Annotated in this window: 22 protein-coding genes; 3 read left to right on the forward strand and 19 right to left on the reverse strand. The window is 65.0% G+C overall.

Annotation, left to right across the window (positions count from 1 at the left end; genetic code table 11):
- Nucleotides 1-10 precede the first annotated feature (10 nt).
- The 12 genes from NGJ21_RS23620 to NGJ21_RS23675 form a co-directional block, all read right to left on the reverse strand.
- A complete protein-coding gene (locus NGJ21_RS23620; RefSeq protein ID WP_046786342.1) occupies nt 11-961 on the reverse strand; it encodes a sugar kinase in 951 nt (316 codons plus the stop codon).
- Entirely contained in the window at nt 954-1733 is a 780-nt protein-coding gene (locus NGJ21_RS23625; RefSeq protein ID WP_119688986.1) for a sugar phosphate isomerase/epimerase family protein, read from the reverse strand. The genes NGJ21_RS23620 and NGJ21_RS23625 overlap by 8 nt, the downstream gene beginning before the upstream one ends.
- A 72-nt stretch (nt 1734-1805) precedes the next feature.
- Nucleotides 1806-2828 carry a LacI family DNA-binding transcriptional regulator gene (locus NGJ21_RS23630; RefSeq protein ID WP_046786344.1) on the reverse strand — a complete coding sequence of 341 codons (1023 nt, stop codon included), beginning with the start codon at nt 2826-2828 and terminating at the stop codon, nt 1806-1808.
- A gap of 250 nt (nt 2829-3078) precedes the next feature.
- A complete protein-coding gene (locus NGJ21_RS23635; protein WP_204917904.1) occupies nt 3079-4326 on the reverse strand; it encodes a cytochrome c in 1248 nt (415 codons plus the stop codon).
- A gap of 11 nt (nt 4327-4337) precedes the next feature.
- The gene (locus NGJ21_RS23640; protein WP_204917902.1) at nt 4338-6122 is read right to left on the reverse strand and encodes a GMC family oxidoreductase; all 1785 of its coding nucleotides are present in this window, start codon (nt 6120-6122) and stop codon (nt 4338-4340) included.
- 3 nt (nt 6123-6125) lie between these two features.
- A complete protein-coding gene (locus NGJ21_RS23645) occupies nt 6126-6863 on the reverse strand; it encodes a gluconate 2-dehydrogenase subunit 3 family protein (protein WP_237858366.1) in 738 nt (245 codons plus the stop codon).
- Between the two features lie 228 nt (nt 6864-7091).
- Nucleotides 7092-8375, reverse strand: a complete 1284-nt coding sequence (locus NGJ21_RS23650; RefSeq protein WP_251962759.1) for an OprD family porin — start codon at nt 8373-8375, stop codon at nt 7092-7094.
- Between the two features lie 52 nt (nt 8376-8427).
- On the reverse strand, nt 8428-9744 hold the full coding sequence (locus tag NGJ21_RS23655; RefSeq protein WP_251962760.1) for an MFS transporter: 1317 nt from the start codon (nt 9742-9744) through the stop codon (nt 8428-8430).
- A 65-nt stretch (nt 9745-9809) separates the two neighbouring features.
- Nucleotides 9810-10334 (reverse strand): gamma carbonic anhydrase family protein, encoded by a 525-nt coding sequence (locus tag NGJ21_RS23660; RefSeq protein ID WP_046786350.1) that lies wholly within the window; start codon nt 10332-10334, stop codon nt 9810-9812.
- Nucleotides 10335-10336: 2 nt separating this feature from the next.
- The gene (locus NGJ21_RS23665; RefSeq protein WP_161871606.1) at nt 10337-11530 is read right to left on the reverse strand and encodes a CaiB/BaiF CoA transferase family protein; all 1194 of its coding nucleotides are present in this window, start codon (nt 11528-11530) and stop codon (nt 10337-10339) included.
- Nucleotides 11531-11541: 11 nt separating this feature from the next.
- Nucleotides 11542-12450, reverse strand: coding sequence for a hydroxymethylglutaryl-CoA lyase (locus NGJ21_RS23670; protein WP_115274955.1), 909 nt, complete (start codon nt 12448-12450; stop codon nt 11542-11544).
- A 101-nt stretch (nt 12451-12551) separates the two neighbouring features.
- A complete protein-coding gene (locus tag NGJ21_RS23675) occupies nt 12552-13463 on the reverse strand; it encodes a LysR family transcriptional regulator (RefSeq protein ID WP_115274956.1) in 912 nt (303 codons plus the stop codon).
- Between the two features lie 196 nt (nt 13464-13659).
- Between NGJ21_RS23675 and NGJ21_RS23680 the strand changes: the two genes are divergently transcribed.
- Both NGJ21_RS23680 and NGJ21_RS23685 read left to right on the forward strand, forming a co-directional pair.
- A complete protein-coding gene (locus NGJ21_RS23680) occupies nt 13660-14511 on the forward strand; it encodes a LysR family transcriptional regulator (protein WP_115274957.1) in 852 nt (283 codons plus the stop codon).
- A gap of 96 nt (nt 14512-14607) precedes the next feature.
- Complete coding sequence (locus NGJ21_RS23685) at nt 14608-15603, forward strand: aldo/keto reductase (RefSeq protein WP_046786354.1); 996 nt, start codon at nt 14608-14610, stop codon at nt 15601-15603.
- 69 nt (nt 15604-15672) lie between these two features.
- Here NGJ21_RS23685 and NGJ21_RS23690 read toward each other — a convergent pair whose 3' ends face one another.
- From NGJ21_RS23690 to NGJ21_RS23720, 7 genes are all read right to left on the reverse strand, one after another.
- Nucleotides 15673-16731 (reverse strand): lipocalin-like domain-containing protein, encoded by a 1059-nt coding sequence (locus tag NGJ21_RS23690; RefSeq protein WP_251962761.1) that lies wholly within the window; start codon nt 16729-16731, stop codon nt 15673-15675.
- A complete protein-coding gene (locus NGJ21_RS23695) occupies nt 16721-19180 on the reverse strand; it encodes an ABC transporter permease (RefSeq protein WP_251962762.1) in 2460 nt (819 codons plus the stop codon). Before NGJ21_RS23695 ends, NGJ21_RS23690 begins: the two co-directional genes overlap by 11 nt.
- Nucleotides 19180-19836, reverse strand: coding sequence for an ABC transporter ATP-binding protein (locus NGJ21_RS23700; protein WP_251962763.1), 657 nt, complete (start codon nt 19834-19836; stop codon nt 19180-19182). Before NGJ21_RS23700 ends, NGJ21_RS23695 begins: the two co-directional genes overlap by 1 nt.
- Before the next feature lie 182 nt (nt 19837-20018).
- Nucleotides 20019-20792, reverse strand: a complete 774-nt coding sequence (locus NGJ21_RS23705) for an IclR family transcriptional regulator (protein ID WP_251962764.1) — start codon at nt 20790-20792, stop codon at nt 20019-20021.
- Between the two features lie 69 nt (nt 20793-20861).
- A complete protein-coding gene (locus NGJ21_RS23710; protein ID WP_251962765.1) occupies nt 20862-22319 on the reverse strand; it encodes an amidase in 1458 nt (485 codons plus the stop codon).
- Nucleotides 22316-23626: a citrate-proton symporter gene (locus NGJ21_RS23715; RefSeq protein WP_119688973.1), complete on the reverse strand. Its 1311-nt coding sequence runs from the start codon at nt 23624-23626 to the stop codon at nt 22316-22318. Before NGJ21_RS23715 ends, NGJ21_RS23710 begins: the two co-directional genes overlap by 4 nt.
- 60 nt (nt 23627-23686) lie before the next feature.
- Nucleotides 23687-24856, reverse strand: a complete 1170-nt coding sequence (locus NGJ21_RS23720) for a M20 aminoacylase family protein (protein ID WP_237858353.1) — start codon at nt 24854-24856, stop codon at nt 23687-23689.
- 481 nt (nt 24857-25337) lie between these two features.
- On the opposite strand from NGJ21_RS23720, the gene NGJ21_RS23725 reads away from it, so the two are divergent.
- On the forward strand, nt 25338-25580 hold the full coding sequence (locus NGJ21_RS23725; RefSeq protein WP_115274965.1) for a hypothetical protein: 243 nt from the start codon (nt 25338-25340) through the stop codon (nt 25578-25580).
- Nucleotides 25581-25586: the final 6 nt, after the last annotated feature.

A 25586-nucleotide genomic window follows, 5' to 3' on the forward strand; every position in this document is an offset into this window, starting at 1 on the left:
GATCAAAGTTTCAGGCACTCTTGGGTAATGCGTACGCTTCCAGCTCCCGGCGCAGTGGCAAGCCTTCCATGTCGCCGCGCGATTGCACGGCGCGGCTGCCGCACCAGTTGCCGCGAGCCACCGCCTCGGCGAGCGGGCGGCCTTCGAGCAGGCCGCTGACCACGCCAACGGCAAAGGCGTCGCCGGCACCGACGGTGTCCACCACCTTGGCCACCGGCACAGGGGCGACCTGCCCTTGGCACTGGGCATTGCGGTAGTAGGCACCCTCACCGCCCAACTTGATGACTACGTGCTCGACACCACGGTCGAGGTAGAACGCGGCGATGTCCGCCGGGGTTTGCAGGCCGGTCAACAACCGCCCTTCCTCGAGCCCTGGCAGCAGCCAGTGCGCCTTTATCGCCAGCGCGTTGACTTCACGGACCATGCTGGCGCGGTCAGGCCACAGCGACGGGCGCAGGTTGGGGTCGAAGGAAATGCTGCGCCCCTCGCTGCGCATGCGCTCGACCAGCTCATGGGCCAGCGCCCTGCAGCCGGCCGACAGCGCCAGCGGAATACCGGTGGCGTGCAGGTGGCGGGCCTGCAGCAACGCCGGGCTGAACTGCGCCAGCGATAGGTGGCTGGCCGCGGAGTTGCGGCGAAAATACTCCACCACAGGGTCGCTGCCATCGTCGCAACGGCCCTTGAGCTGGAAGCCTGTCGGGTGGTGGTCATCGACCTCCACGTGGCTGCAGTCCAGGCCCTCCTGCTGCAGGGTGTCGAGCACGAAGCGGCCCAGCGAGTCGTTGCCCACCCGGCTCAGCCAGCGCACCCGGAAACCCAACCGGGCCAGGCCGATGGCCACATTGCTGTCGGCGCCGGCAATGCGCTTGGTAAACGCCCCCACAGCCGCCAGGTCACCGGCCTGCTCGGCAACGAACATGGCCATGGTTTCGCCAAAACACAGCACGTCATGCTCAGGCATGGCTCACCTCCTCGCTCATGCCGATGCGGGCCAGGTTGTTGACCTGGGCGCGGGTCAAAGCCAGTAAGTCAGCGCCGGCCAGCGGGTACTCCACGGCGCGCATCAGCCCGGGGGTGAACTCGGCGAACATTGCCTCCCAGGCCATCAGGTCCCGGGCCTGCGGCACAACGGCCACCAGGCGCCCGCTGGCCTCGCGCTGCACTGCCTTGCAATGCACGTAACGCACCCAGCGGCCGAGCAACCGCGCTGCCTGCGCGGCGGATTCGCCCTGCCATTGCCAGTTACCGATATCGAAGGTCATGCCCAGCGCCAGCCCCTGGGCCTCGCAGCGCTCAAAGAACTGCAGCAGCGGCGCGATGCGCCCGCCCTGCGTGGTCTGGTCGTTCTCCACCAGCAACAGTGGGTCACCAGGGCGCAGTTGCGCTTGCAAGGCCGCCAGGTCGCATGCGCAAGCGTAATGCCCCAACGACACCTTCAGCGCCACGGCGCCGAGTGCGCGGGCCAGCGCCAGCTTGGCAGGCAAGCGCGCGTCCAGCTGCCCTTCAGGGGTCCACAGCTCCAGTGGCGAGGAATACAGGCACTGCAACTGCAGCGCGTTGATTGCCGCCGACAGCGCGGCGGCATCCGGGGCCGCGTCGAACAACTCTTCGCGCAGTTCGACACGTGTCACGCCGGCAGCGGCCAGCAGTTCAAGGAAACTCTCCTGCCCACGCTCCCGGACCAAGCTGGCACCGTAGCTGGAGAGGCTGATGGAAACGGGGTTCTCGTGCATTGTTCTTGTCCTTATGAAACCGGTTTCATTTTTTGGCTGCAGCAATGGCCGGCGTCGTTGCCAGCCGTTTCTTCATTCGCGTAGTTGAGTGGAACCTCGGACGATCAACTCTGCCTTGAAGTCCAGGCGCCGTGGCGCCCCGCTCTCGCCGCGCAGGCGGTCGTGCAGGCAGTCGAAGGCGGCCACACCGATGCGTTCGGTGGGTTGGGCGAGCGCGGTAATGCCGCTACCGACCAGCGGGTACCAGTCCAGTTCGTCCAGCGCAATCAGGCCGACGTCCTGGAACAGGTTGCAACCCGCGTCGTGCAATACACGGGTCACCGTCAGGGTGGCCACGCCGTTGAAGGTAAAAATAGCCTGGGGCCCGTGCCCATTACTGCCGAGGAAGGCATCAAGCCGGGCGTGCAGGTTGCTGTCGATCTCCACCAGTTGCTGACGCATGCCGGCGCGACGGCTGATCGAGGCGGTGAACGCCAGCGTGCGTTCGAGCCGGGAGCTGGTGCCGTCCAGTGGTTCGGTGACCGCCAGGATGTCGCGGTAGCCACGCGCCTGCAGGTGGTCCAGGGCCTGCTCGATGGCCTGGGCGTTATCCAGCCCTACCAGGTCCACGTTCAGCTCCGGCAGTTGCCGGTCTACCAGGACCATGGGCATGTCGCGCTGCAGGTTGAGAAGTTCGCCGGGGTGATGGCCAAGGGTATTCACGATCAGGCCCTCGACGTTGTAAGACTGCAGGGCCGCCAGGTGATGGCGCTCCTGCTCGTCGTCGCGGTTGGTGTTGCATACCACAAGGCTGTAGCCGTGCTGACGGCAGGCGGTTTCGACGCCGTGCATCACCGCGACTGAATAGGGGTTGAGGATGTCTGCTACCAGCATGCCGATCAAACGCGTCTGGCCACGCTTGAGGCCGCGGGCCATCTGGTTGGGCCGGTAGCCCAGGCGCTCGATGACTTCTTCAAGGCGCTTGGCGGTAGCTTCGGCCAGCAGTTGGCGATCGCCGCCAATGTAGCGCGACACGGTGGCCTTGGAGACGCCGGCAACGCGTGCGACCTCACTGATGGTCACGCGTTCGCGGGAATGGGCAGGCAAGTCGGTCATTTCGGTCCCTTGTGATTATTGTCGGTGACGGTGACTGAAACCGGTTTCAATACATCAAAACCGCGCGGTTTCGTCACCTACCGTTCGTCGGGATTCTACCTTTTCCGGCGCACTGCCCCACCGAATTTCTACAGCCGACGCCAATCCTGTAGGAGCCGGCTTGCCGGCGATCACCGGCAAAGCCGGTGCCCTAGACCGCAGCGCCTGCATCGCCGGCAAGCCCCTCAAGGTATGACGCCGGGCGCCGGCCTTAGCGGATGGCTTTCACATCACTGGCCGAAACAGCACTGCCTTGGTTACCCCAACTGGTCCGGATGAAATTCACCACCTCAGCCACTTCCTGGTCGCTCAAGCGCCAGCCGAACGCTGGCATGGTGAGGTTCGACGGCGCCGTATGCGTCGCCGGCACCGTGCCGCCATCCAGCACCACATGGATCAACGAGGTGGCATCGGCCGTCTGCACCACCGGGTTGCCGGCAAGCGCCGGGAACACGCGGGTATACCCCTGGCCGTCGGTACGATGGCAGGCAGCGCAGTTGTCGATGTACACCGCCGCACCCGGCTTGCTGTCATCACCGTTCCACAAAGCCTGTGCCACGTGCTTGTCGTACACATGCGGCTGGTCGTGCGGGTCGCTTGCCGGTAGCGTCTTGAGGTAGCGGGCAATGGCCGTCAGGTCGGTATCGCTCAAGTGCTGCATGCTGTGTTCGACCACATCGCTCATGCCGCCGAACACGGCACTGCGGTCACTGCGCCCGGTTTTCAGGAACTGCACCAGCTGCTCTTCGCTCCAGCTGCCCAGGCCGTCCTTGTGGTCACCGCGCAGGTTCTTGGCGATCCAGCCTTCCAACGGCGCACTGCCGGCCAGGAACTGCTTGCCATCCGCGGGGCTCAGGGCCTCTTCCTGCATGGTCAGGGCGCGCGGGGTATGGCACGCGCCACAATGGCCCAAACCCTCCACCAGGTAGGCGCCGCGGCTGACCACCGGGTCGGCACCGGCCGGCGCTTGCCAGGCTTTCACCTCTGGTGCGAACACGCCACGCCAGATCGCCAGCGGCCAACGCATGCTCAGGGGCCAAGGGATGTCGGTGGCCTTGTTAGGCTGCGCCACCGGTTGCACGCCTTGCATGAAGTAGGCGTACAAGGCGCGCATGTCCTCGTCCTTGACCCGCGCATAGGACGGGTACGGCATGGCCGGGTACAGCGTGCTGCCGTCCTTGGCCACACCTTTGCGCACGGCCAGGTCGAAGTCTTCGAAACTGTACTGGCCGATGCCGGTGGCATCCGGGGTGATGTTGGTGGAGTACACGGTGCCGATGGGGGTTTCCATCGGCAGCCCACCGGCAAAGGGCTTGCCGCCCTTGGCGGTATGGCAGGCCACGCAGTCACCGGCACGGGCCAGGTACTCGCCCTTCTTCACCAGCGCATCGGTAGCCTCATCAGCCTGGGCAGCCAGGCCCGTGCCCAGCAGCAGGGTCGCGATCAACAGTTTTTTCATGCCATCGCTCCTCAAGCCTGAACCAGCGGGCCGGGGTTTTTCAGGTACTGCTCCCGGATGGCCCGCGCCGACCAGTAGGTCAGCGCAGCCACCAGGCCGGTGGGGTTGTAACCCAGGCCCTGGGGGAACGCCGATGCGCCCGGGACGAACACGTTGTGCACGTCCCAGCTTTGCAGGTAGCGGTTCAAGGCACTGGTTTTGGGGTCGGAGCCCATGATCGCGCCGCCGTTGAGGTGGGTGGTCTGGTAGCTGGCGGTGTTGAAGTGCTCCTGGACCTTCTTGCCTAGCACAGCGATGGCCTTGGGGTTCATCGCCTGGGCGATCTTGCTCAGCTTGTCGACCATGAACTGGTTCATCTTGATGTCGTTTTCCTGCCAGTCGAAGGTCATGCGCAGCAGCGGCTGGCCGTAGGCATCCCGGTAGGTCGGGTCGAGGTCCAGGTAGTTGCCGCGGTACGACTGGTGCGCGCCGTGGGCGTCCATCGACAGCTGGTGGGTGTAGTAATCGGCCGTGGCCTTCTTCCAGGCACTGCCCCAGGCGGGCGTGCCGGGCGGGTTGGCAATACCGGCAATCGGCCGGCTGCCAGCCTGGTTGACCCACATCGGCGAGCCGCCGACGAAACCGTGCGGCCCATGGTCGAAGTTGTCGGCGTTGAAGTCGTCGATCGCCACCCCGTTGCCGCCGGCGCCGATGAAGTTGTTGGTGTAGGTGTCCTTGTCGAAGAACGCTTTCACCGTGCCCATGTTCTGGTAGGCGAAGTTGCGCCCCACAACCCCTTCGTTCTTGATCGGGTCATAGGGTTTGCCGATGCCCGACAGCAGCATCAGGCGCACGTTGTTGAACTGGAACGCGGCAAGGATGACGATGTCTGCCGGCTGCTCCACTTCCCGCCCCTGGGCATCGATGTAGGTCACCCCGGTAGCCTTGCGCTTGCTGTCGTCCAGGTTCACCCGCAGCACATGGGCATTGGCCCGCAGCTCGAAATGGGGTACCTGGCGCAGCGCCGGCAGGATGTTCACGTTGGGCGACGCCTTGGAGTACATGTAGCACACGTACCCGCTGCAGAAGCCACAGAAGTTGCACGGCCCCATCTGCGCCCCATAGGGGTTGGTGTAAGGCCCCGATGTGTTGGCCGAAGGCAGGTTGTAGGGCTTGTAGCCCAGGCTGGCGGTTGCCTTCTGGAACAGCTGCGCCGACACCACGTTCTTCTGCGACACCAGCGGGAAGGGGTTGGAGCGGTCCGGTGCATAAGGGTTGCCACCCTTCCCTTCGCCGACCACCTTGCCGTTCACGGTCCAGGCCTGGCCCGAGGTGCCGAAGACCTTCTCGGCGAAGTCGAAGCAGGGTTCTAGCTCCTCGTAGCTCACGCCAAAGTCCTGGATCGTCATGTGTTCAGGGATGAAGCGTTTGCCGTAGCGCTCTTCGTAGTGGCTGCGCATGCGCAGCTCCATCGGGTCTACACGAAAATGCACGCCGGACCAGTGCAGGCCTGCGCCGCCCACGCCCTTGCCGGGCAGGAAGGCACCGAGCTGGCGGTTGGGCAGCGCGACATCGTTGACGCTGTGGCGGATGGTGACGGTTTCTTTGGAGACATCCACGAACAGCTTCTTGCGCACGCTGTAGGTCAGCTCATCGATGACCTGCGGGTAGCTGCCCTCGGGGTAGGTGTCCTGCATCGGCCCGCGCTCCAGCGCGACCACCTGCAACCCGGCCTCGGTCAGCTCCTTGGCCATGATGGCGCCCGCCCAGCCGAAACCGACGATCACCGCATCGACCTTCTTCATTGCATTGGCCATGCCTTACGCCCTCTCGCCACGAATCGATACTGCCGGAAACGGGTAAGGCTCGTTGCGCTCGACCCAGTCCATGAAGTCTGCACGGGCGCCGGGGAAGCCGATTTGCGTCCAGCCGACCATACCCTTGTTGCCACCGTGAATCGGGTCGCAGAAGAACCCCTCGCGGGTGTTCTGCACCAGCAGGCTGAAAAACACCTTGGCAGGCAGCTGTTCGAAAACGATCTCACCGGCTTCGATCTTGCCGAGAACCTTGTCTCGGGTAGCGCTATCTTGCTCGGCAAAGGTTTTACCGCTGGCGTTTTTGCACCATGCATCCGCAGCGGCGATGCCCAGGCGGTAGATCTGCTGGGGGCTCAGTTGCAGCTGGTAGCCAAGCTCTGGCGCAGCGTCGGCCTTGAACGGGCCCTGCATGTACCACTGGGCACCTGTGGCATAGGGGGTGTTCATCTGGCGATCGATAAACTCGGCGGCGCCTGCTTCGAGCGCGCCGGGGCCCAGCTCGTCAGCGGGGATGATGCGCGACACCGCCGCCTGCACGAAGGCCCATTCTTCGGCGGTGAAGAAAGTCGGCTGGTAATGGCCAGCGGGCGGTGTAGCGGGCACCTTGGGTTCGCGGGCCGGCTGGGCCAGCAGCTGGCCGGCGCCAAGGCCTGTGCTGGTAGCCACGGTGACCACGGGAATAAGGGTCAACGTTTTGCGCAGGAAGTCCCGGCGCGGGTTGTCGGGGGCATGCTCAGGCATTGCAAGTCCTCATCAGCATTGGGGCGGCCTTGGGTTGCGCCGTCTGGGTTTAGATCAGGGAGAGGCCCTGAGAAAGCCGCGTAATCTAGCTGGTTCGGAAACATTTTGAAACCGGTTTCATAGAGGGCGTTAGGCCCTCCCAACGCCGTTAACTTGATGACATGCGCCCAGAACGGCCCCTTCCAACACACCCGATATCAACCTAAGAGCACATTTGTACTCCAACGCTCAAAACTCGACCGTGTACCCCACGATCACCCGATTTTCATCCGCCGCATCGGCAAAATTGGAGCGCATGGTCGCATTGCGCCAACGCAGCGACAGGTTCCTGAACACCCCCGACTGCACGACATAGCTGATGTCGGTGGTCCGCTCCCACTCCTCACCTTCGCCACCTCGCGCGGCCAGCGCCCGGCCTTTGCTGCTGGCAATCCGCTGTGGGTCGACCTGGTCACCCTTGACGTAGCGCACATTGAACGTCAGCCCCGGGATGCCCAATGCTGCAAAGTTGTAGTCGTAACGCAGCATCCATGCCCGCTCGTTGGCCAAGGCAAACGTGCTCACCTGCTGCTCGCTGAACAGGTAGGTATCGGTCCCGCCAACATACGCATAGGCGGTATTTCCACTGGCCTTCTGGTAACCACCGCTGAAGGTATGCCCGTGCAGGCCATAGCCGATGTTGGTGCTCAAGGTCCGGTTATCCACCTCGCCCAGCAACGCCCTGCCCTGGTCGTGCGCGTTGAACCAGCGCCATTCGGTGAATGCCTCCCCCGGCCCAAGGCCGGCCCTGTACTTGAACCCCGCAAATTCCCGCTGGAACAGGTCTTCAAGCTGACTGGTATGCACGCTGAGGGTCAGGCTCTTCGCCGGCTGATAATCGACACCCGCGTAGTACAGGCGGTCGCTGGTCACCGTTGCCGAATAGGCGCCCTGTTGCGCCATGGCGGTCAGGCTTTCAAAGTCGGTGGAGTCGCGCAGCTTGGTGGCATCGACCTGCAGCAAGGTAAAGGTGAAACGGTCCAAGTCCTTGCTGACCAACTGCGTACCCTTGAACCACTGCGGGAACAACCGGCTGTAGTTCGACACCAGCAATGGTAACTGGGGGCTCAAACCACCCAGCTGCAGGTGGGTCTGCGAAAGCTTCGCCTTGACGGTGGCAACTGCCTTGCCATAGCCATCCACCGCGCGCCTGTCGCTGCCGCGGGGCAACAGCCCGCTGCCGCTGCGGTCCGGGGACGAATCGAGCTTGACGCCGAGCATCCCTGCCGCGTCCAGGCCAAACCCGACGACACCTTCGGTGTAGCCCGATTGCCACTTGAGCAAAGAGCCCTGGGCCCACTCACCGCGCCTGGACTGGCTGGCAGCAGCACCGTGAAAGTCACGATCAAAGTAAAAATTGCGCAGCTCCAGGCTGCCTTTGCCGTCAGCGACAAAGGCAGCCTGGGCCGATTGCCACGCACAGCACAACACCGCGAGCATCAGTGATGCCCGCCGTGAGACGGAAGTGTTCATGGGTTATGCCTTGTTATTGTTCTTGTTGTTCAGCGTCAAGGGCGAGCCAGGTTCAGACCTTGGGGTTTCTGACGTAGCGCATCACCACCAGGCAGGCAAGCAGGATGAGCGGTGCAATCGAGAGCATGCCCATGTACGTGCTGCCTGTGATGTCGTTGATCTGCCCCACCATCACCGGTGCCACGATGCCGCTGAGCTGGCCCACGGAGTTGATTGCTGCAGTGCCGGTTGCAATCGCCAACCCGGAGAAGGTCGACTGCGGGATAGTCCAGAAGATCGGAATGGCAATGAACGTACCCGCTGTCGCCATTACCAGCGCCGCCATCATCGCCCACGACGAGCCCGAGAACAGGCACGCGAGCAAGTAACCAACGGCTGCGGCCAGCAGGCAGTACACCAGGTAGCGCTTGCGCTCGCCGGTGCGGTCCGAGCGCCGGGTGAGCAGCACCATGCCGACGCACGCCACCGCATAAGGCAGCGCAGACAACACACCGACCCACAGCATGTCCTGTACCCCTGAAGACTTGATCAGGTGCGGCATCCAGAAATTCAGGCCATAGGACGCGCTTTTGATCACGTAGTAGATGAACGCCATGATCGCCACTTCTCGGGTCAGCAGCACCCGCCACAGCGAACCCAGCACCGGTTTGTCCGCGCGTTTGTCCTGGGCAAGGTTTTCCTGCAACAGGGCTTTCTCTTCAAGGGTCAGCCACTTGGCCGACGCAATGTCGCGATCGAGCTTGCACAGCACCAGCACGCCCAGCACCACGCACGGCAGGCCCGACATCAGAAACAGCCAATGCCAGCCGGCAAGGCCCAGCACACCGTCCATGGTCCCTAGCAAAAAGCCCGCCGCAGGGCCGCCAACCGCGCCAGCCAAGGGCACGGCCAGGAACCACAGCCCGTTCATCTTCGCCAGGTGCTTGCGGGGGAACCAGCAGGCCAGATAGAACAGGATGGCCGGCCCGAAACCGGCCTCCATCACACCGATCAGAAAACGCAGGAAGTACAGGGTGTAATGGGTATAGGCAAATACCAGAGCCGCAGTGGCCAGCCCCCAGGACACCATGATCCGGCAGATCCACGCCGGCGCGCCGTAGCGCTTCAGGCCCAGGCTGCTCGGCACCTCGAACAGCACGTAGCCAATGAAGAACATGCTCGCGGCCAGCCCGTAGGCTGTGTCGCTCAGGCCAAGCTCGGCCTGCATCTGGGTCTTGGCGAAGCTGATGTTGATGCGGTCGAAATAGGAGAACAGGAAGCAGATGATGGCCAGTGGCATGATGCGCCAGGCAACCCGCCGGTACAGCAGCAGTTCATTGATGTGACGCTCATTGCGCTCACGCGCCAGAACACCGGTGAAGGCAACCATGGTGGATCTCCGTTCTTGTAATTATTGGAGAGCGGCGGCGCCCTTCAGGGCGCCACTGAAGGGGGTTAGCCGATACGCACGAGCTTTTCCTTGCAGGCTTGGCCTTTGCGCACGTAGTCGGCTGCATTGGCGTGCATGTGCGCGATGGCCTCAGGCGATAACTCACGCACCACTTTGGCAGGTGCACCGAGGATCAGTGAATTGTCGGGGAAGACCTTGCCTTCGGTGACGATGGCACCCGCCCCCACCAGGCAATTGCGGCCGATGACCGCGCCGTTGAGTACCACCGCCTGTATACCGATCAGTGCACCATCGCCAATCGTGCAGCCATGCAGCATCGCCTGGTGGCCGATGGTCACGCCACTGCCCACGGTCAGGGCGAAACCAGGGTCGGCATGCAGCACCGCGCCCTCCTGCACATTGCTGTGCTGGCCAATGTGGATCGGTTCATTGTCGCCGCGCAGCACCGCTTGCGGCCACACACTAACGCCTTGCGCCAGCGTGACATCGCCGATCACCGTAGCTTGCTCGGCAACGAAGGTTTCCGGGTGCAGGTTCGGGACAAGCGTGTCGTATCGGTAGATGGCCATTTTCAGCGCTCCTGCTCGTCAGTCTTGAGCACGCCTGCGGCGCACAGCTCGGCAATGTGCGCATCGCTGTAACCAAGCTCGCGCATGACTTTCTGGGTGTGCTCGCCAATACGCGGGATCGGCCGGCGCGGTTGCAGGCGCTGGCCATCGAGCGCCAGCGGCAGCAGTGGCATCGGCGTGCTGCTGCCGTCCTCCAGGGTGAGGTCAGCCATGCCCCCGCTTTGCATCAGGTGGGGGTCATCGAACAGCTCCTCCGGGCGACGGATCGGCGCGAACGGGATGCCATTGGCCTCAAGCTCGACCGCCAGTTGCTGCGCATCGAGTGTGGCGAACACCTCGGCCAGGTGCGCCAGCAAACGCGGCCGCTGCAACACCCGGTCGTTGTTGCTGGCCAGGGTGGGGTCGTCGCGCAATGCCGCCTGGCCAAGCACGGTGCACAGCGCCTGCCACTGGCCCTCCCCTGTGGCGGCGACAAACATCTGCTCGCCCCCGGCAAAGGTGAACACATCATAAATGGCCCAGGCACTGATACGGTTTGGCATTGGCGCTGCCGCCTCCCCCGTGACCACAAACTGCTGCATGTGCTGGGCGGCCAGCAGCACGCAGTTCTCGTACAGTGCGCTCTGTACCTCGCGGCCAACGCCGGTGCTGTTGCGCTCGTTGAGCGCGGCCAGCACACCGATGGCGCCGAACATGCCGCCCATGATGTCGTTCACCGAACTGCCCGCACGCAGCGGCCGCCCCACCGGCCCGGTCATGTAGGCCAGGCCCGCCATCATCTGCACCACTTCATCCAGAGCCAGCCGATTGTCGTAAGGGCCGCTGAGAAAGCCCTTGTGCGAGGCGTAGATCAGCCGCCGGTTGCGCTCGCGCAGAGCGGCGTAGTCAAAGCCGAGCGTATGCATGCGCCCTGGCTTGAAGTTCTCGATGAACACATCGGCCGTGTCGATCAGCGCCAGCACGGCATCCCGGCCCTGGGGCGTTTCCACATCCACGGCGATGCATTGCTTGTTGCGGTTGAAGGTGCGGAAAAACCCGGCGCCTGCGCCGAGCAAGCGCCGTGTGCCATCGCCACGGGTAGGCTCGATCTTGATCACTTCAGCGCCAAGATCACCGAGGATCATGCCGCAGGTGGGGCCCATGACCATGTGCGAAATCTCAACGACACGAATGCCGTCCAAGGGGAGTCTGGACATGCGGGTAGCCCTTAGTAGTTGAGCGGCAGGCCGGCGCGGGCGAGCGCGCCGTACAGGGGTTCATCGGGCAAGGCATCACGCAGCACCTGGCGTGAGTCGATCAATGCCTGCAGGTCGATGCCGGTGTCGTAGCCCATGCTTTGCAGCATGAACACCAGGTCTTCGGTCACGGTATTGCCGGAGGCACCTGGCGCGAACGGGCAACCGCCAAGCCCGGCCAGCGAGGCGTCCAGCTCGCGGATACCTTGCTGCACGGCGACCAGGCTGTTGGCCAGCGCCAGGCCACGGGTGTCGTGGAAGTGCGCGGCGCGCAGGCGCTCCCCGGCAATGGCCCGCACCGCCTGGATCACCTTGGCTACCTGCCCGGGGTTGGCGTAGCCGGTGGTGTCGGCCAGCGAAACCAGGTCGCAACCCGCCTCGATCACCTGGCGTGTCAATGCGCACAGGTCACCCAGCGGCACATCACCCTGACGGGTGCAGCCGAAGGCCACTGACATGCCGGCGATCATCTGCACGTCATGCCGGCCCATCTCGCTGCGCAACTGGCACATGCGCCCCAGCTCCTCAACCATTTCCTGCGGCGTGCGGCGTACGTTGGCCATGCTGTGGGCGTTGCTTACCGACACTGGGGCGACGACGCGTTGCGCACCAGACTCCAGTGCATCCTGGGCACCGCGCAGGTTAGGGGCCAGTACCGTAACCAGCAGGCCTGGGTAGGTCAGTGCGTGGGCGACCACCTGTTTGGCGTCGGCCATCTGCGGCAACAGCCTGGCCGGCACGAACGAGGCAACTTCCATGTGGCGCACGCCAGCGGCATACGCGCTGTCGATCCAGCGCAGCTTGGCGGCGGTCGGCATGACCGTCTGCAGGCTCTGCAGGCCATCACGCAGGCCGACTTCATTGATTGTTATTGTTGTCATCAGGGGGCTCTCTGTCTGAAGCGTGTGGCCAGACTAAGAGCCGCATGGCGGGCAGAAAAGACGTCTTTCACGGGCTGATCCATCGTCAGCCGCGATGGATATCAGGGCATAACCTGCCAGGCCGGCGCGCGCAGCAGCAAGTGGTCCAGCAGGCGCCGCGCCGACAGCGACAGCGCGTGCCGGTCACGCATGCAGATGACGAACTCACCCAACGCCCAGTCATCGGTCAGCGGGATCACCCGCAAGTCGAACAGTGGCGCATAACGCGCCACCGCCTCCTGCGGGAACACCGCCAGGCCCAGGCCGAACTGCAGCAGCCGGTAGGCCGCATCGAACGACGACACGTACGAGCGAAAACGCAGTTCCTTGCCAACTGCCTCGGCGCTCTTGCACATGAAACTGTTCAACGTGGCGAACGCCGACAGCCCGAGGTGCTCGTAGCCAAGCGTTTCGGCAAAGGTAATGCTGGTGCGCGCTGCCAGCGGGTGGCTGGCACCGACCACCACCGCCAGGTGGTCTTGCCGATAAGGCACGAACTCAAGGCCGCCGACTGCGGTGGGCTTCCTGCAGATACCTAGGTCGGCATTGCCCTCCGCCACGCCACGGACCACATCGGGGCTGAAGCGCTCTTCGATATCGGCCTGGATCAACGGGTTTTCCAGCATGAAGGCCGACAGTTCCTCGGGCAGAAACTCCATGATCGACGAGACATTGGCCAGCACCCGCACATGCCCCCGTGCGCCCTCGGCGTATTCGCTCAGCTCACTGTCGAGGCGCTCCATGGCCCGGGTCAGGCCGCGGGCATGGCGCAACAGGGCAAGCCCTGCCGGGGTGGGTTCGACCCCGCGCTTGCTGCGCTTGAACAGCGTGGTGCCAAAGCGCGCTTCGATGTCCGAGATACGTTTGCTGACAGCCGAAGGCGCCATGAACGCCCGCTCACCGGCGCGGGCGATGGTGCCCTCTTCGCAGACCACGATGAACAGGTGCAAGGACAGGTGGTCGAGGGGCTGCATGGCGGTATCCGGGTAAGGAGAGGCAGCCATCCTAGCATCAGTTATTTGTGTTGCCCCATCGCCGGCAAGCCGGCCCTGGCAGCGATGGCGGTGCTTTTGAAATTGACGCGAAACGTGTGTGCCGGCGTTGGGGCCGGTTCAGGTCGTGGGAATCGCCAGGAGGCTTTATCATGGCCCTCCACCACAGAGGCCCGCCATGTTCGATTGGGAAGACCTGCGCCATTTCTGCGCCTTCATCAGCACCGGCTCCCTGTCGGCCGCAGCCAAGCAGCTGGGCGTCGACCACGCCACCGTGGCCCGGCGCATCGCCGCATTGGAAGCTGCGCTCAACCTCAAGCTGGTCGACCGCCGCCCCAGGGCTTACGTGCTGACCGAGCAAGGCCGCCGGGTGGGCGATTACGCCGAGCAGATGACCCAGGCCTCCTTCGCCCTGGAACACTTCGCCAGCGCAGGCCAGCAGCAGGTTGAAGGCCAGGTGGTACTGGCCGCCCCGCCCGCCTTGCTCGGCAGCCTCATTGCGCGGCGCCTGGCCACGCTGTGCAACCGCTACCCGCAGCTGCACCTGAAACTGGTCGGCAGCAAGTCGCGCGCCTCGCTGGCACGCCGCGAGGCCGATATCAGCGTGGCCCTGGCCAGGCCCAGCGAGCCCACCCTGGTGGCCAGCCTGCTGGGTTACCTGGATTACCGCCTGTACGCCGCCCCCGGCTACCTGCGCAGCACCAGCACGCCGCGCTATATCGGCTACGACCAGTCCCAGGCCAAGTCGGCGCAGCAACAGTGGCTGCTCGCCCAGACCCACCACCAGCCCTTTGTAGTGCAAAGCAACGATTTGCGCATCCAGGCCCAGGCCGCTGCCGGCGGCATCGGCATTGCCTGCCTGCCGGCATTCATGGCCCAGGAGCATGGCCTGCAGGCCATCGGGGACGAAACACAGACCATGAGCATCGAACTATGGCTGGCCGTGCATGAAGACGTGCGCAACACACCGCGCATCAAGGCTGTAACCGATTTTTTGCAGCAACAGGTCAAGCCACTGCTGCGCTTGTGAATTTCTGCAGAGCTCGCCTGCACCGATACGGGATTTCCGCACGCCCACAGCCCCGCTAAGCTTCCCCCATCGCAAACGACCACCGAGGAGAAGCAGATGCAGTACGTCAAGTTGGGCAACACCGGCCTGGATGTTTCGAAACTGTGCCTGGGCTGCATGACCTTCGGCGAGCCGGGCGCCGGCACCCACCCCTGGACCCTCGGCGAAGCCGACAGCCGCCCGATCATCCGCCACGCCGTGGAGCAAGGCATCAACTTCTTCGACACCGCCAACAGCTACTCGGCCGGCACCTCGGAGCTGATCCTGGGCAAGCTGCTGAAGGCGTTCACCCGCCGCGAAGAAACCGTGATCGCCACCAAGGTGTTCTTCCCGGCCAACATGTGGGAAGGCAGCACCCGGCCCAACGAGCAGGGCCTGTCACGCAAGGCGATCATGGCCAACATCGACGCCAGCCTCACCCGGCTTGGGACCGACTATGTCGACCTGTACCAGATCCACCGCTGGGACTACCACACCCCGATCGAGGAGACCATGGAGGCGCTGCACGATGTGGTCAAAGCCGGCAAGGCGCGCTACATCGGCGCATCCTCGATGTATGCCTGGCAGTTCGCCAAAGCCCAGCAGGTGGCGGCCAGCAACGGCTGGAGCCGCTTCGTGTCGATGCAGAACTACCTCAACCTGATCTACCGCGAGGAAGAGCGCGAAATGATCCCGCTGTGCCTGGACCAGGGCGTGGGCCTGATGCCCTGGAGCCCGATGGCCCGCGGCCGGCTGACCCGCCCGCATGGCCAGCAGACTGAACGTACCCGTACCGACATTTCCGGCCAGTCGTTCTATGAAAAAACCGAAGTGGAAGACGGCCGGGTGATCGATGTGGTCGAACAGATAGCCCGCGAGCGTGGCGTGCCCATGGCCCAGGTGGCGCTGGCCTGGGTACTGGGCAAGCAAGGGGTTTCGGCGCCGATCGTGGGCGCGTCGAAGGTGGCGCAGCTCGATGATGCGATTGGCGCGTTGCAGTTCGAGCTCAGCGCCGAAGAAGTGGAGCGCCTGCAAGCGCCCTACGTGCCGCATGCAGTGACGGGCTTCAAGTAGGCCTGCCCGGGCCTCACCAGCGGCAAACCGATGCCCGCACAGGTACTGCACCCAGGCAGGTGCAGTACCTCAATAGCCCGTCATTTCCAGATACCCACGCCCCTCCTTACCCACACGCACCGGGCCTTCCCAGTAAGGGAAGCGCGTGCCCATCCAGGCCTTGGGCTCCAGCGCATCCACCTCTACATCCACCTGTATCGCTGGCACCTTGACCCGCCAACGGGTGGGCACCTTTTTGCCATTGTCCTGCCGCGTCCAGTCCAGCGGTGTCAGCTCGATCTGCCCGCCCTGCAGCGCACGCGCCTGCCCTTGGGCATCGACCCAGGTGCCCGCGCGGTAAGGCGGCCCCTGATCCTCGCGCACCTGGAACAGCATCAGCTTGGCGCCCGTGCCCAGGTGCAGCGAAAACCAGTCCCAGCCACTTTGCCCGGCGGCCAGCGGCTGGCTGCTCCATTCCCGGTCAAGCCAGGCCTGCCCTGTGACGGCGACCCGCTGCCCCTCTCGCTCGACCTCGCCACTGACCTTGTAGAACGGCTGGCTGTAGTAGTACGACGCCTGGCCCTTGCCGGATTTTTCGCTGTAACCCTGCACACCGTGCAGCAGCAGCGGCTGATCACTGGTGAGGGCAAGGTCATAACCAAACCCTTGGCCCCTGGCCCGCATCTGCAGGCGGTCGACTCCGGGTTTGCCCTGCAGCGACCAGTCGTTGATCCACGCCCGGAACGGTTGTGCCTCGACGCCCGCCTGGCCAACCCCACCGCGCGCGAGCGTTTCACTGACCTGGTGGCCGCCCGGGCCGGTCAGCGCGGCGTGGCCCATCCACAGGTTGGGGCTGTTCCAGTTCCAGGTCTCAGGCCCAGGCCGCAAGGCCGAGCGGAACAACGTCCATTGCACACCCCAGTCACGGCCCTGGGCATCGCGCAGGTTGGCGGTGACGTACCACCATTCGATACGAAAGCCCCCATGCGCGCCATGGTCCCGTGGGAATACCAGCGCATGCCCCGGTATCACCTGCCTGAACGCCGCCGCATCGTCGCCCAGGCCCGCATAACTCTTGGGTTCTGGTGCAGGCGGGTCGCACCCTGCCAGCAGCAGGCAGGCCATCAATAGCAAGGTTTCAGCTTTCATCGGCAAATTGCCTCAACAGCGCGCCTGGCTGGCTGCGTGCCAGTTGCCACAACGGCCAGGCACTGGCCAGCAGGCTGGTCAACAGGCCCAGCACGGCCAGTTGCACCAGTTGCCCGGTAAATACATGCCAAGGTAGACGCCAGCCGAACGCCTGCACATTCACCACCGCCACCAGGCACCAGGCCAGCAGCAGGCCCAAGGGGATCGCCAGCAGCACGGTGAAGCAGCTGAGCATCAACGTTTGCCCCAGGCTCAGCCAGGCCAGCCAGCGCCGTGGTACACCCAAGGCCCACAACGGCGCCAACTGCCCCAGGCGGCGCTGGCTCAAGGTCAGCTGGCTGATGAACAACGCCACGCCGGCAACCCCCAGGGTCAGGCTGTTCAATGCCGCCGTGACCGCAAAGGTGCGGCTGAACACCTCGCTGGACCAGGCTTTGAGGCGGGCCTGCTCCACCACCTGATTGTCATCCAGGGCATAGCGCCGTTGCAGTTCATCCTTCAGCGCAGCCACCCGTTCAGGCGGCACTAGCAGGCTGAAACCCGCGAGGCTGGCCGCTGGTGCATGGCTACCCAACCAACCGGCGTTGACCAGCACATGGCCCTTGGGGTTGCCATAGTCGGCATAAACGCCCACCACGGTCATGGCCTGGGGCGGCTCGCCAGGCAACTGCAGCGTCTGCCCTACAGCCAGGCCAAGGCGCCGGGCAAGTTGCTCGCTGAGCATTGCACCACGGCCGGCGGCCAGCGCCTGCCAGGCGCCCGGTGCCTGCTGCAGCAGTGGCCAGTGCTGGCGGTAGAACGGGTGATCATCCACCCCCTGTACCTGCACCGGCCACTGCTGCAGGCGCCAGTCCACCCGCCAGCTGGGCAGCACCGCGCTGACGGTACGGTCTGCCAGCAAGCGCGCGTAGATCTGCTGCGCCTGCGCGCTGTCGCGGGGCGTGACGTACACATCGGCGGCCAGGCGCTGGTCCAGCCAGCCGATGAAGGTGCGGCGAAAGCCTTCGGTCATGCCGCCAACCCCGACACTGGCGGCCAAGGCCAGCAACAGCGCCATCAACGCCAGGCTCAAGGCCGGTAGTTGCTGGCGGCTGTCGGCAACGAACCACTGCGCCAGCGGGCGCTGGCACACCCGCGCCAGGCCGCCGAGCAAGAGCGCCAGCAACCCCGGCAACACCAGCGCCGCCGCCAGCAGCAAAGCCGCCAGCATGCCGAATGCACTGGGCAGCCCATTGCCCAGGTAGCCGCAGCCCGCCGCCACCATCAGCAGCACGCCGCCGGCGACACCCTGGCGCCGCAACCACGGCACTTGCGCCAGGCGCCAGGCTTGCGGCTGCGCCAAGGCCAGCAATGGCAGGCGCGCGGCACGCAGCAGGCTGTCGAGCCCCGCCAGCAACGCGCCCAACAGGCTGACGGCAATGCCTGCCAGCCACCAGGTGGCCGGCAAGTGCAACTCCCCCGCCACCTGGGCGCCATAAAGCCCGCGCAGGCTGGAGGCGAAATCAGGCAGCATCAGTGCGGCCAGCAGGTAACCTGCAGCCACGCCTGCCACGCCGCCCAGCACGGCAAACAACCCCAGCTCCAGGGCAAGGGCTGCCAGCAGCACCTGCAAGCTCACGCCGCAAGCGCGCAAGGTGCGGATCAACCCGCGCCGCTGTTCCAGCGCCAGGCCAATGGCCGCATGGGCAATGAACAGCCCCACCACGAAGGCCAGCAGGCCGAGGGCGGTGAGGTTCAGGTGAAAGCTGGCGGTCAGCCGCTGCAGGTCGGCATCATCCCCGGGCGGCTGCAGCTTCAGCCTCGCCGCAATGTCGCGCGGCAGTGGCCGGTCGCTGTCGCTGAGCAGCCACGACAATTGCCCAGGGGCATTGAGCAAGGCCTGCGCCTGGCCGATGTCGACCACCACCACACCCGGTGCCAGCTGCGCATGCAGGGTAAGCGGCGGCAATACTTGCCCGTCCACCGTGGTCAGCTGCTCGCCGGGTTGGCGCCCCAGCTGGCGCAGCGTGTCCGGGCCCACCCACGCTTGCCCCGGCGTACCCACGAACGCCTGCAGGTCAAAATCCTGCACATCGGCACCGGCAACGGCCATGCCCGGCAACAGGCCAAGCGGCTCGATCCCGACCAGGCGCAGCGCAACCTGCGGCGCTGCAGCCAGGCGCAAGCGCCCTTCCAGCACCGGCGTCACTGGCCAGCCCAGCCTGCGCAATTGCACATACAGCGCCTGGTCGAAGCGCTGCCCCGAGCGTGCCACCAGTTGCGGGCGGGCAGGCCCGGCGAGCACCGCACTGGCTTGTGCGTAGTCGTTGCGCGCCTGGGTGTTGAGCGCCTGAACGCCGGTCCACAGGGCCGTGGCCAGCCACAAACCGGTGAAGATGCTGATGCACTGCAGCCGGTGACGCCACCAATGGCTGCACAGGGCCTGCACGGTGATCCGCAAGCTGTTCATCACCCCTGCACCCGGCCCATCTGCAGCACGCAGCGGCGCTGCAGCATGGCGGCCAGGCGCTGGCTGTGGGTCACCATCAGCACGCTGCTGCCCGCCTCGTGCACCAGCTGCAGCAGCAGCGCCAACACCTCGTCGCTGCTGGCCTCGTCAAGGCTGCCGGTGGGTTCGTCGGCCAGCAGCACCAAGGGCCTGCTGGCCAGCGCGCGGCCGATGGCAACGCGCTGCTGCTGCCCGCCAGACAGTTGCTCCGGGTAGCGTTGCAGCAACGGGACCAGCCCCAACCGGGTGGCCAGGTGCGTCACCCAGACCGGGTCATGGCGACCCGCCAGGCGCGCCTGGAAGGCCAGGTTGGCGGCCACGTCCAGGCTGCTGATGAGGTTGTACTGCTGGAACACCAGGCCGATGCCCTCGCGCCGCCAACGTGCCAAGGCAGCTTCGCCGCGGTTGTCCAGGGGTTGGCCATCGATCAGGATGCGCCCGCTGTCGGCGCGGTCCAGCCCCGCCAGCAGGTGCAGCAAGGTGCTCTTGCCGCTGCCGGATTCGCCCATCAGGGCCAGGCTGCTGCCGCGTGCCAGCGTCAGGTCCACCCCGCGCAGCACCTCCAGCGGGCCTTGGGCGGTGGCGAACGACTTGCACAGGTTCTCGACGACCAACATTGGGGGGGCCTTATTTGCCGGGTCAGACTGTAGGCATAGCTGCAAACGCCGCTTTGGGGCAAATGGCTTGTGCTGTTTTCACTGGCCTCATCGCCGGCAAGCCGGCTCCTACAGACCGCTATCGAGTGCAGTGGGCTCCCGGTGGGAGCCGGCTTGCCGGCGATGAGGCCGGTACAGCCGCCTCAGTTCACCAATGCGTGCTGCACCTGCCCCACCGTCGCCGCCAAGCTGTTCAGGTGCAAGCTCAGCACCCGCTCCACCGGTGCCTGGTCCAGCGGCCAGTGCAGCGCAATGCTGCCCGCCAGCCGCCCCTCCACCCGCACCGGTAAGGCAATCGCCCGGATCAGGAAAGGCAAGCGCACGGGGTATTCCCAAAACCCTTCGGTGCGCTGGCCAAAGCCTTTGTGCCCATCGGCCTCGATATCGCTCAACAGCGCTTCATCGCCCACCCGCTCATGCGTCGCCAGGCGCTGCACCTCAGCCGGCGCCAGCTCCTTCAGGCACGCCCGGCCCATGGCCGAGTGAAACAAGCTGGCATGCTGCCCGACGAGCTGGCAGTTGTGCGGGTAGCGCTTGCGCAGCACCTGCGGAATGGCGCTTTCCATCACCTCCAGCCGCTCGCCGTCGAAAGAAGAAAGGTCCGCCACCAACCCGGTGCGCTCGCAAAGCTCCAGCAGCAGCGGCGCCGCGCGTTCCACCAGTTGGCGCTTCAAGCGCAGCTGGCGGTCGCCAAACAGGCGCCGGGCACACAAGCGGTAACGGCGGTCGCTCAGGCCACGGTAGACCCAACCCTGTTCCTGCAAGGTGGCAAGCATGCGCGATACCGTGGCCTTGGGCAGTGCCGTCAGGTAGTGCAGCTCTTCGAGCCCCAGCGCCTGGTGCTCGCCAAGCAGTTCGACGATCGCCAGTGCCCGCTCCACCGAGCGCACGCCACCGCTGTCTGCGGTAATACCCATGGGTTCGACCTCCCTGTCAGTGCGTGGATGGTCATCATGCCCAGCAAGATACGGGCCTGCCCAGGGCTTTCAGCGCGCCTGCAAACACCCGGGCGGCTGCCGCGCTACCCAGCGCGTCAGTTGTTCATGGGCATAGGCCAGTTGCAGCACGGCGTGATCGGCCTGGGCCGGGCCTATGATCTGCAGGCCCATCGGCAGGCCGGCGGCGTTGAAACCCACCGGCACGCTCATGCTCGGCAGGCCGGCCAAGGTCGGGCCAATCACCACCTCCATCCAGCGGTGGTAGGTGTCCATGGCCTGCCCGCCAACCACCTTCGGCCATGGCTCGGTTGCGTCGAAAGGGAACACCTGGGCAGCCGGCAACAGCAAATAATCGTAACGCTCGAACAATTTACCCAGCGCCTGGTACCACGCGCTGCGGTCCAGCGAGGCCTGGTAAACGTCCGCCGCGGTCAGGCGCTGGCCACCCTCCACCTCCCACTGCGCCTCCGGCTTGAGCTGGGCGCGTTTGCCCGGGTCGGCATACGCCTCCCCCAGGTTGCCGTGCACCAGGAAGTGGCGATGGGTGAGCCAGCATTGCCATAAACGCCCCAGGTCGAACCCCGGCTGGCACGCCTCGACCTCGCAGCCCAGCTCGGCGAAGTCTGCCAACGCCGCCTGGCACAGGCCCATCACCCCCTCTTCCATCGGCAGGTAGCCGTCAAAGTTACCCAGCCAGCCAACCCGTACACCCTTGAAATCGCGCTGCAACCCGGCGGCAAAGTCACGTGGGCCGTCACTGAGCGACAGGGGCGCGCGCGGGTCGTGCCCGGCCTGCACCGACAGCAACCGCGCAACGTCCGTCACCGTGCGCCCCATCGGCCCCTCGGTGGCCAGCTGCTGCACGAACAGCTCCGGCGTTGGCCCGTACGGCACCCGCCCTTGCGAGGGGCGCAGGCCGAACACGTTGTTGAACGCTGCCGGGTTACGCAGCGAGCCCATCATGTCGCTGCCGTCGGCCACCGGCAGCAGGCGCATGGCCAACGCCGCTGCGGCGCCGCCACTGCTGCCGCCTGCCACACGGCTGTGGTCGTAGGCATTGATGGTGGTGCCGAACAGCGTGTTGTAGCTCTGCGAGCCCAAGCCGAATTCCGGCACATTGCTTTTGCCGACAATGATCGCCCCGCTCGCCCGCACCCGCGCCACGCTGATGGCGTCATGCGCCGGCACCTGCTCGGCAAACAGCGGCGAGCCCAGCGTCGTGCGCAGCCCCGCCGTGGCCGCCAGGTCTTTGACTGCCTGCGGCATGCCATGCATCCAGCCGCGCGACTGGCCGGCGGCCAGCTCGCGGTCGCGCAGCTCAGCCTCGGCCAGCAGCACCGCGCCCTCGCGCAGCGATACCAACGCATTGACCTGCGGGTTGAAGCGCTCGATATGGCCCAAGTAGGCCTGCATCACCTCACGGCACGACAACTGGCGCGCGTGGATCGCCTCGGACAGCACCTGGGCATCGAGGGCGACGATCGGGTCGATGGCTAACGGGTTCACGGTTTCACTCCAAGGTTGAAAGCGACAGCCTTGCCATCGCGGGGTGCTTCTTTTAGGCAATAGGTGCCCAGCAGCGTCAACAGGCAGGCGAACAGCACATAGAACGACGGCGCCACCGGGGTGCCGAGCACCTTGCTCAGCCAAGTCACAATCAACGGGGCAAAGCCGCCGAACACCATCACCGCCACGTTATAGGCCACCGACACGCCGGTGGAACGCACCTCGATCGGGAACTGCTCGGCCAGGGCGGTTGGCGCCGGGCCGAAGAAGCCGCCAATGGCGGTACACAGCAGCAGTTGCATCACCAGCAGGCGCTCGATCGACGGCGCTGCGGCCACCCACACGTACAGCGGGTACACCATCACGAAAAATGCCAGGGTAAAGGCCATCAGCACCGGCCGCCGGCCAAGCCGGTCCGACAGCGCTCCGGCCAGGGGGATGACCACGGTCATCAGCCCCACGGCCAGCATCTGCACCAGCAGCACCTGGTCCAGTGGCAGGCCAAGGTTTTTGTGGGCGAAGGTGGGCATGTTCACCAGCACTACGTAAAACGACACCGTCGCACCACAGGCCAGGCCCATCGAAACCAAAAGGCTGCGCCGATGCTCCCGCAGCACCTGCCACAGGCCGGGCGCCTGGCCCTTGGCCTGCTTGCGCGCCTCCAGGAATTCCTCGGGTTCTTCCATGTGCTTGCGAATCCACAGCCCCACCGGGCCGATCAGCAAACCGATCACGAACGGAATCCGCCAGCCCCAGCTGTCCAGCGCCTCAGGCGTGCACAGGTGGGTCACCAGCGCGACCATCCCCGCCCCGCTGAACACCGCCAGGCACTGCCCCACCAGCTGCCACGAGCCATACAGCCCCTTGCGGTGGGCCGGTGCGCTTTCCACCAGAAACGCCGTGGCACTGGCGTACTCACCGCCCGTGGCAAAGCCCTGCAGCATGCGCGCCACCACGATCAACAGCGGCGCGCCCATGCCAATGGCCAGGTAGCTGGGGGCAAAGGCGATCATGGCGATGGACACCGTCATCAGGCGGATGATCAGTTGCATCGCCGCCTTGCGCCCCTTGCGATCGGAATAGATGCCCAGCAGCACCCCGCCCACCGGCCGCATGAAAAAGCCCACGCCGAAGGTGGCCAAGGCCATCAGCAGCGAGGCGTACTCGTCGTCGGAGGGGAAGAACTGGCGGGCGATGATGCTGGCCAGAAAGCCGTACACGATAAAGTCATACCATTCCAGGGCATTACCGATGACCGCCGCGACCACTTGCCGGGTACGCGACGCGCCTGTGTGTGAAGTCTGCATGCGGAACACTCCATCAATCTGTTGGCCAGAAACGGCGGCGGGCTGCAGCTTGAAGCTTCCCTAGTTGAGCCAGCGCTCGGTCAGGGCGCCCCAGTAGGCGGCGCCGGTCAGCAGGATGTCGTCGTTGAAGTCGTAGGCAGGGTTGTGCACCATCGGCCGCTGCACGCCGTTGCCGATGAACAGGTAGGCCCCGGGGCAGCGCTGTAGCATCCAGGCGAAGTCTTCGCTGCCCATCAGCTTGCGGGTGTTGCCGTCCACCGCCTCGGCGCCGAGCAGCTCGACGCCGACCTGGTGGGCAAAGGCGTTTTCGTCGGCGTGGTTGACCAGCACCGGGTACGCCGGGCGGTGTTCGATGCTGGCGGTGCAGCCGTAGCTTTGGGCCTGGCTGACAATGATCGCCTGCACCCGCTCCAGGGTCTGCGCCCGCACCTCGGCGTTCAGCGCACGCAAGCTCAAACGCAGCAACGCCTGCTGCGGGATCACGTTGGCCGCCTCGCCTGCCTGCAGTGCGCCCACGGTTACCACGGCCGCCTCCTGGGCATCGATATTGCGCGCCACCACGGTTTGCAGGGCCATCACCACACTGGCTGCGGCCACCAACGGGTCGACCGTCAGGTGCGGCATGGAGCCATGCCCGCCGACGCCTTCGATGGTCACGGTGAGCAGGTCCTGCGAAGCCATCATCGGCCCTTCTCGAAGGCCCAGGTGCCCCGCCGGCAACCCCGGCATGTTGTGCATGCCGAACAGGGCGTCACACGGGAAGCGCTCCAGCAGCCCATCGGCCAGCATCGCCTCGGCGCCGCCCTGGCCTTCCTCGGCCGGCTGGAAGATCAGCGTCAGCGTGCCATCGAACTGGCGCGTGGCCGCCAAGTAGCGTGCCGCGCCCAGCAGCATGGTGGTGTGCCCGTCGTGGCCGCAGGCGTGCATGCAGCCCTGGTGGCGGCTGGTGTATTCAGCGCCGGTGGCTTCTACGATGGGCAGCGCGTCCATGTCGGCACGCAGGCCCAGTTTGCGTGGGCTGCTGCCATTGCGCAGCACGCCGACCACACCGGTTTTGCCGATGCCGGTGTGCACTTCGTAGCCCCAGTCTTTGAGCAGTTGCGCGACCAGGGCCGCGGTGCGGCTTTCTTCGAAACCGAGTTCGGGGTGGGCGTGGATATCGTGGCGGATGGCGTGCAGGTCGCTGGCCACGTCGTTGAGCCAGGCCAGGATGTGCTGGTGTTGCTGCATGTGGAATCTCCTCGCGCGGGTGGGTCCCGTTCTTGTTGTTCGCTTTGAGATCACGACGGTTTAGGCAGGTCGTGGTTGCGGACAGATAAGCGCGAGTGGGGCGGGAGCACAATTGAATGTGGTTTCACGTGGTGGAACATCACATGGGCGGGGATGTTTTCCTACAGAAACCGGCTGAAAAAATCAGATTAATTCCCTTTCTTGTAGTCCGTTTCCCAAAGATACTGCCGACGCCTGTTTTTCGTTGCACGCGCTAAACGTGGGCCATAGTCTCGGCCGGTCGCTGCCAATCGGCGATACGGTTTTGACAGACCGTGAGTCACTGAGAGCATGTGCAATGCCTGTTATGGCAGCTGTACGTGGGGCACCTCTGTGTGCGCCGGGATTCTCAGTGCCCTCGGTCTGTCAACCCACGAACAGCTGCCACCCTTTCCGTTTGACAGCGGATTAGCGGCAGCCCTACAGGCACTGAGAGGGTTTTATGCTGAAGATAGTCCCCGATCCACCCCACACTTCCCACTCCCTGGAAGACACACTCATGATGGCTGCGGACTACGCACTTTGCGCAGAAGCCGTTGCCCAGCAGGCGATGATGATGCAACCCAAATCGCCCTCCTCCTTGTTGATCATGACCTCCATGCACGAGCTCGAAACCTTGCGCAAATTGCTTGAGGTGGCCTTGGCGCAAGTGCAAATGCCGACAGAGCCGAGAACGCTGCACTAAGTCGCA

The organism is Pseudomonas sp. Marseille-Q5299, assembly GCF_943737035.1.
GTDB classification, from domain to species: Bacteria; Pseudomonadota; Gammaproteobacteria; order Pseudomonadales; family Pseudomonadaceae; genus Aquipseudomonas; species Aquipseudomonas putida_E.

Coding starts and splice junctions, on each gene's coding strand:
- NGJ21_RS23620 (WP_046786342.1), bottom strand. CDS start 961: ATGCCTGAGCATGACGTGCTGTGTTTTGGCGAAACCATGGCCATGTTC.
- NGJ21_RS23625 (WP_119688986.1), bottom strand. CDS start 1,733: ATGCACGAGAACCCCGTTTCCATCAGCCTCTCCAGCTACGGTGCCAGC.
- NGJ21_RS23630 (WP_046786344.1), bottom strand. CDS start 2,828: ATGACCGACTTGCCTGCCCATTCCCGCGAACGCGTGACCATCAGTGAG.
- NGJ21_RS23635 (WP_204917904.1), bottom strand. CDS start 4,326: ATGAAAAAACTGTTGATCGCGACCCTGCTGCTGGGCACGGGCCTGGCT.
- NGJ21_RS23640 (WP_204917902.1), bottom strand. CDS start 6,122: ATGGCCAATGCAATGAAGAAGGTCGATGCGGTGATCGTCGGTTTCGGC.
- NGJ21_RS23645 (WP_237858366.1), bottom strand. CDS start 6,863: ATGCCTGAGCATGCCCCCGACAACCCGCGCCGGGACTTCCTGCGCAAA.
- NGJ21_RS23650 (WP_251962759.1), bottom strand. CDS start 8,375: ATGAACACTTCCGTCTCACGGCGGGCATCACTGATGCTCGCGGTGTTG.
- NGJ21_RS23655 (WP_251962760.1), bottom strand. CDS start 9,744: ATGGTTGCCTTCACCGGTGTTCTGGCGCGTGAGCGCAATGAGCGTCAC.
- NGJ21_RS23660 (WP_046786350.1), bottom strand. CDS start 10,334: ATGGCCATCTACCGATACGACACGCTTGTCCCGAACCTGCACCCGGAA.
- NGJ21_RS23665 (WP_161871606.1), bottom strand. CDS start 11,530: ATGTCCAGACTCCCCTTGGACGGCATTCGTGTCGTTGAGATTTCGCAC.
- NGJ21_RS23670 (WP_115274955.1), bottom strand. CDS start 12,450: ATGACAACAATAACAATCAATGAAGTCGGCCTGCGTGATGGCCTGCAG.
- NGJ21_RS23675 (WP_115274956.1), bottom strand. CDS start 13,463: ATGCAGCCCCTCGACCACCTGTCCTTGCACCTGTTCATCGTGGTCTGC.
- NGJ21_RS23680 (WP_115274957.1), top strand. CDS start 13,660: ATGTTCGATTGGGAAGACCTGCGCCATTTCTGCGCCTTCATCAGCACC.
- NGJ21_RS23685 (WP_046786354.1), top strand. CDS start 14,608: ATGCAGTACGTCAAGTTGGGCAACACCGGCCTGGATGTTTCGAAACTG.
- NGJ21_RS23690 (WP_251962761.1), bottom strand. CDS start 16,731: ATGAAAGCTGAAACCTTGCTATTGATGGCCTGCCTGCTGCTGGCAGGG.
- NGJ21_RS23695 (WP_251962762.1), bottom strand. CDS start 19,180: ATGAACAGCTTGCGGATCACCGTGCAGGCCCTGTGCAGCCATTGGTGG.
- NGJ21_RS23700 (WP_251962763.1), bottom strand. CDS start 19,836: ATGTTGGTCGTCGAGAACCTGTGCAAGTCGTTCGCCACCGCCCAAGGC.
- NGJ21_RS23705 (WP_251962764.1), bottom strand. CDS start 20,792: ATGGGTATTACCGCAGACAGCGGTGGCGTGCGCTCGGTGGAGCGGGCA.
- NGJ21_RS23715 (WP_119688973.1), bottom strand. CDS start 23,626: ATGCAGACTTCACACACAGGCGCGTCGCGTACCCGGCAAGTGGTCGCG.
- NGJ21_RS23720 (WP_237858353.1), bottom strand. CDS start 24,856: ATGCAGCAACACCAGCACATCCTGGCCTGGCTCAACGACGTGGCCAGC.
- NGJ21_RS23725 (WP_115274965.1), top strand. CDS start 25,338: ATGCTGAAGATAGTCCCCGATCCACCCCACACTTCCCACTCCCTGGAA.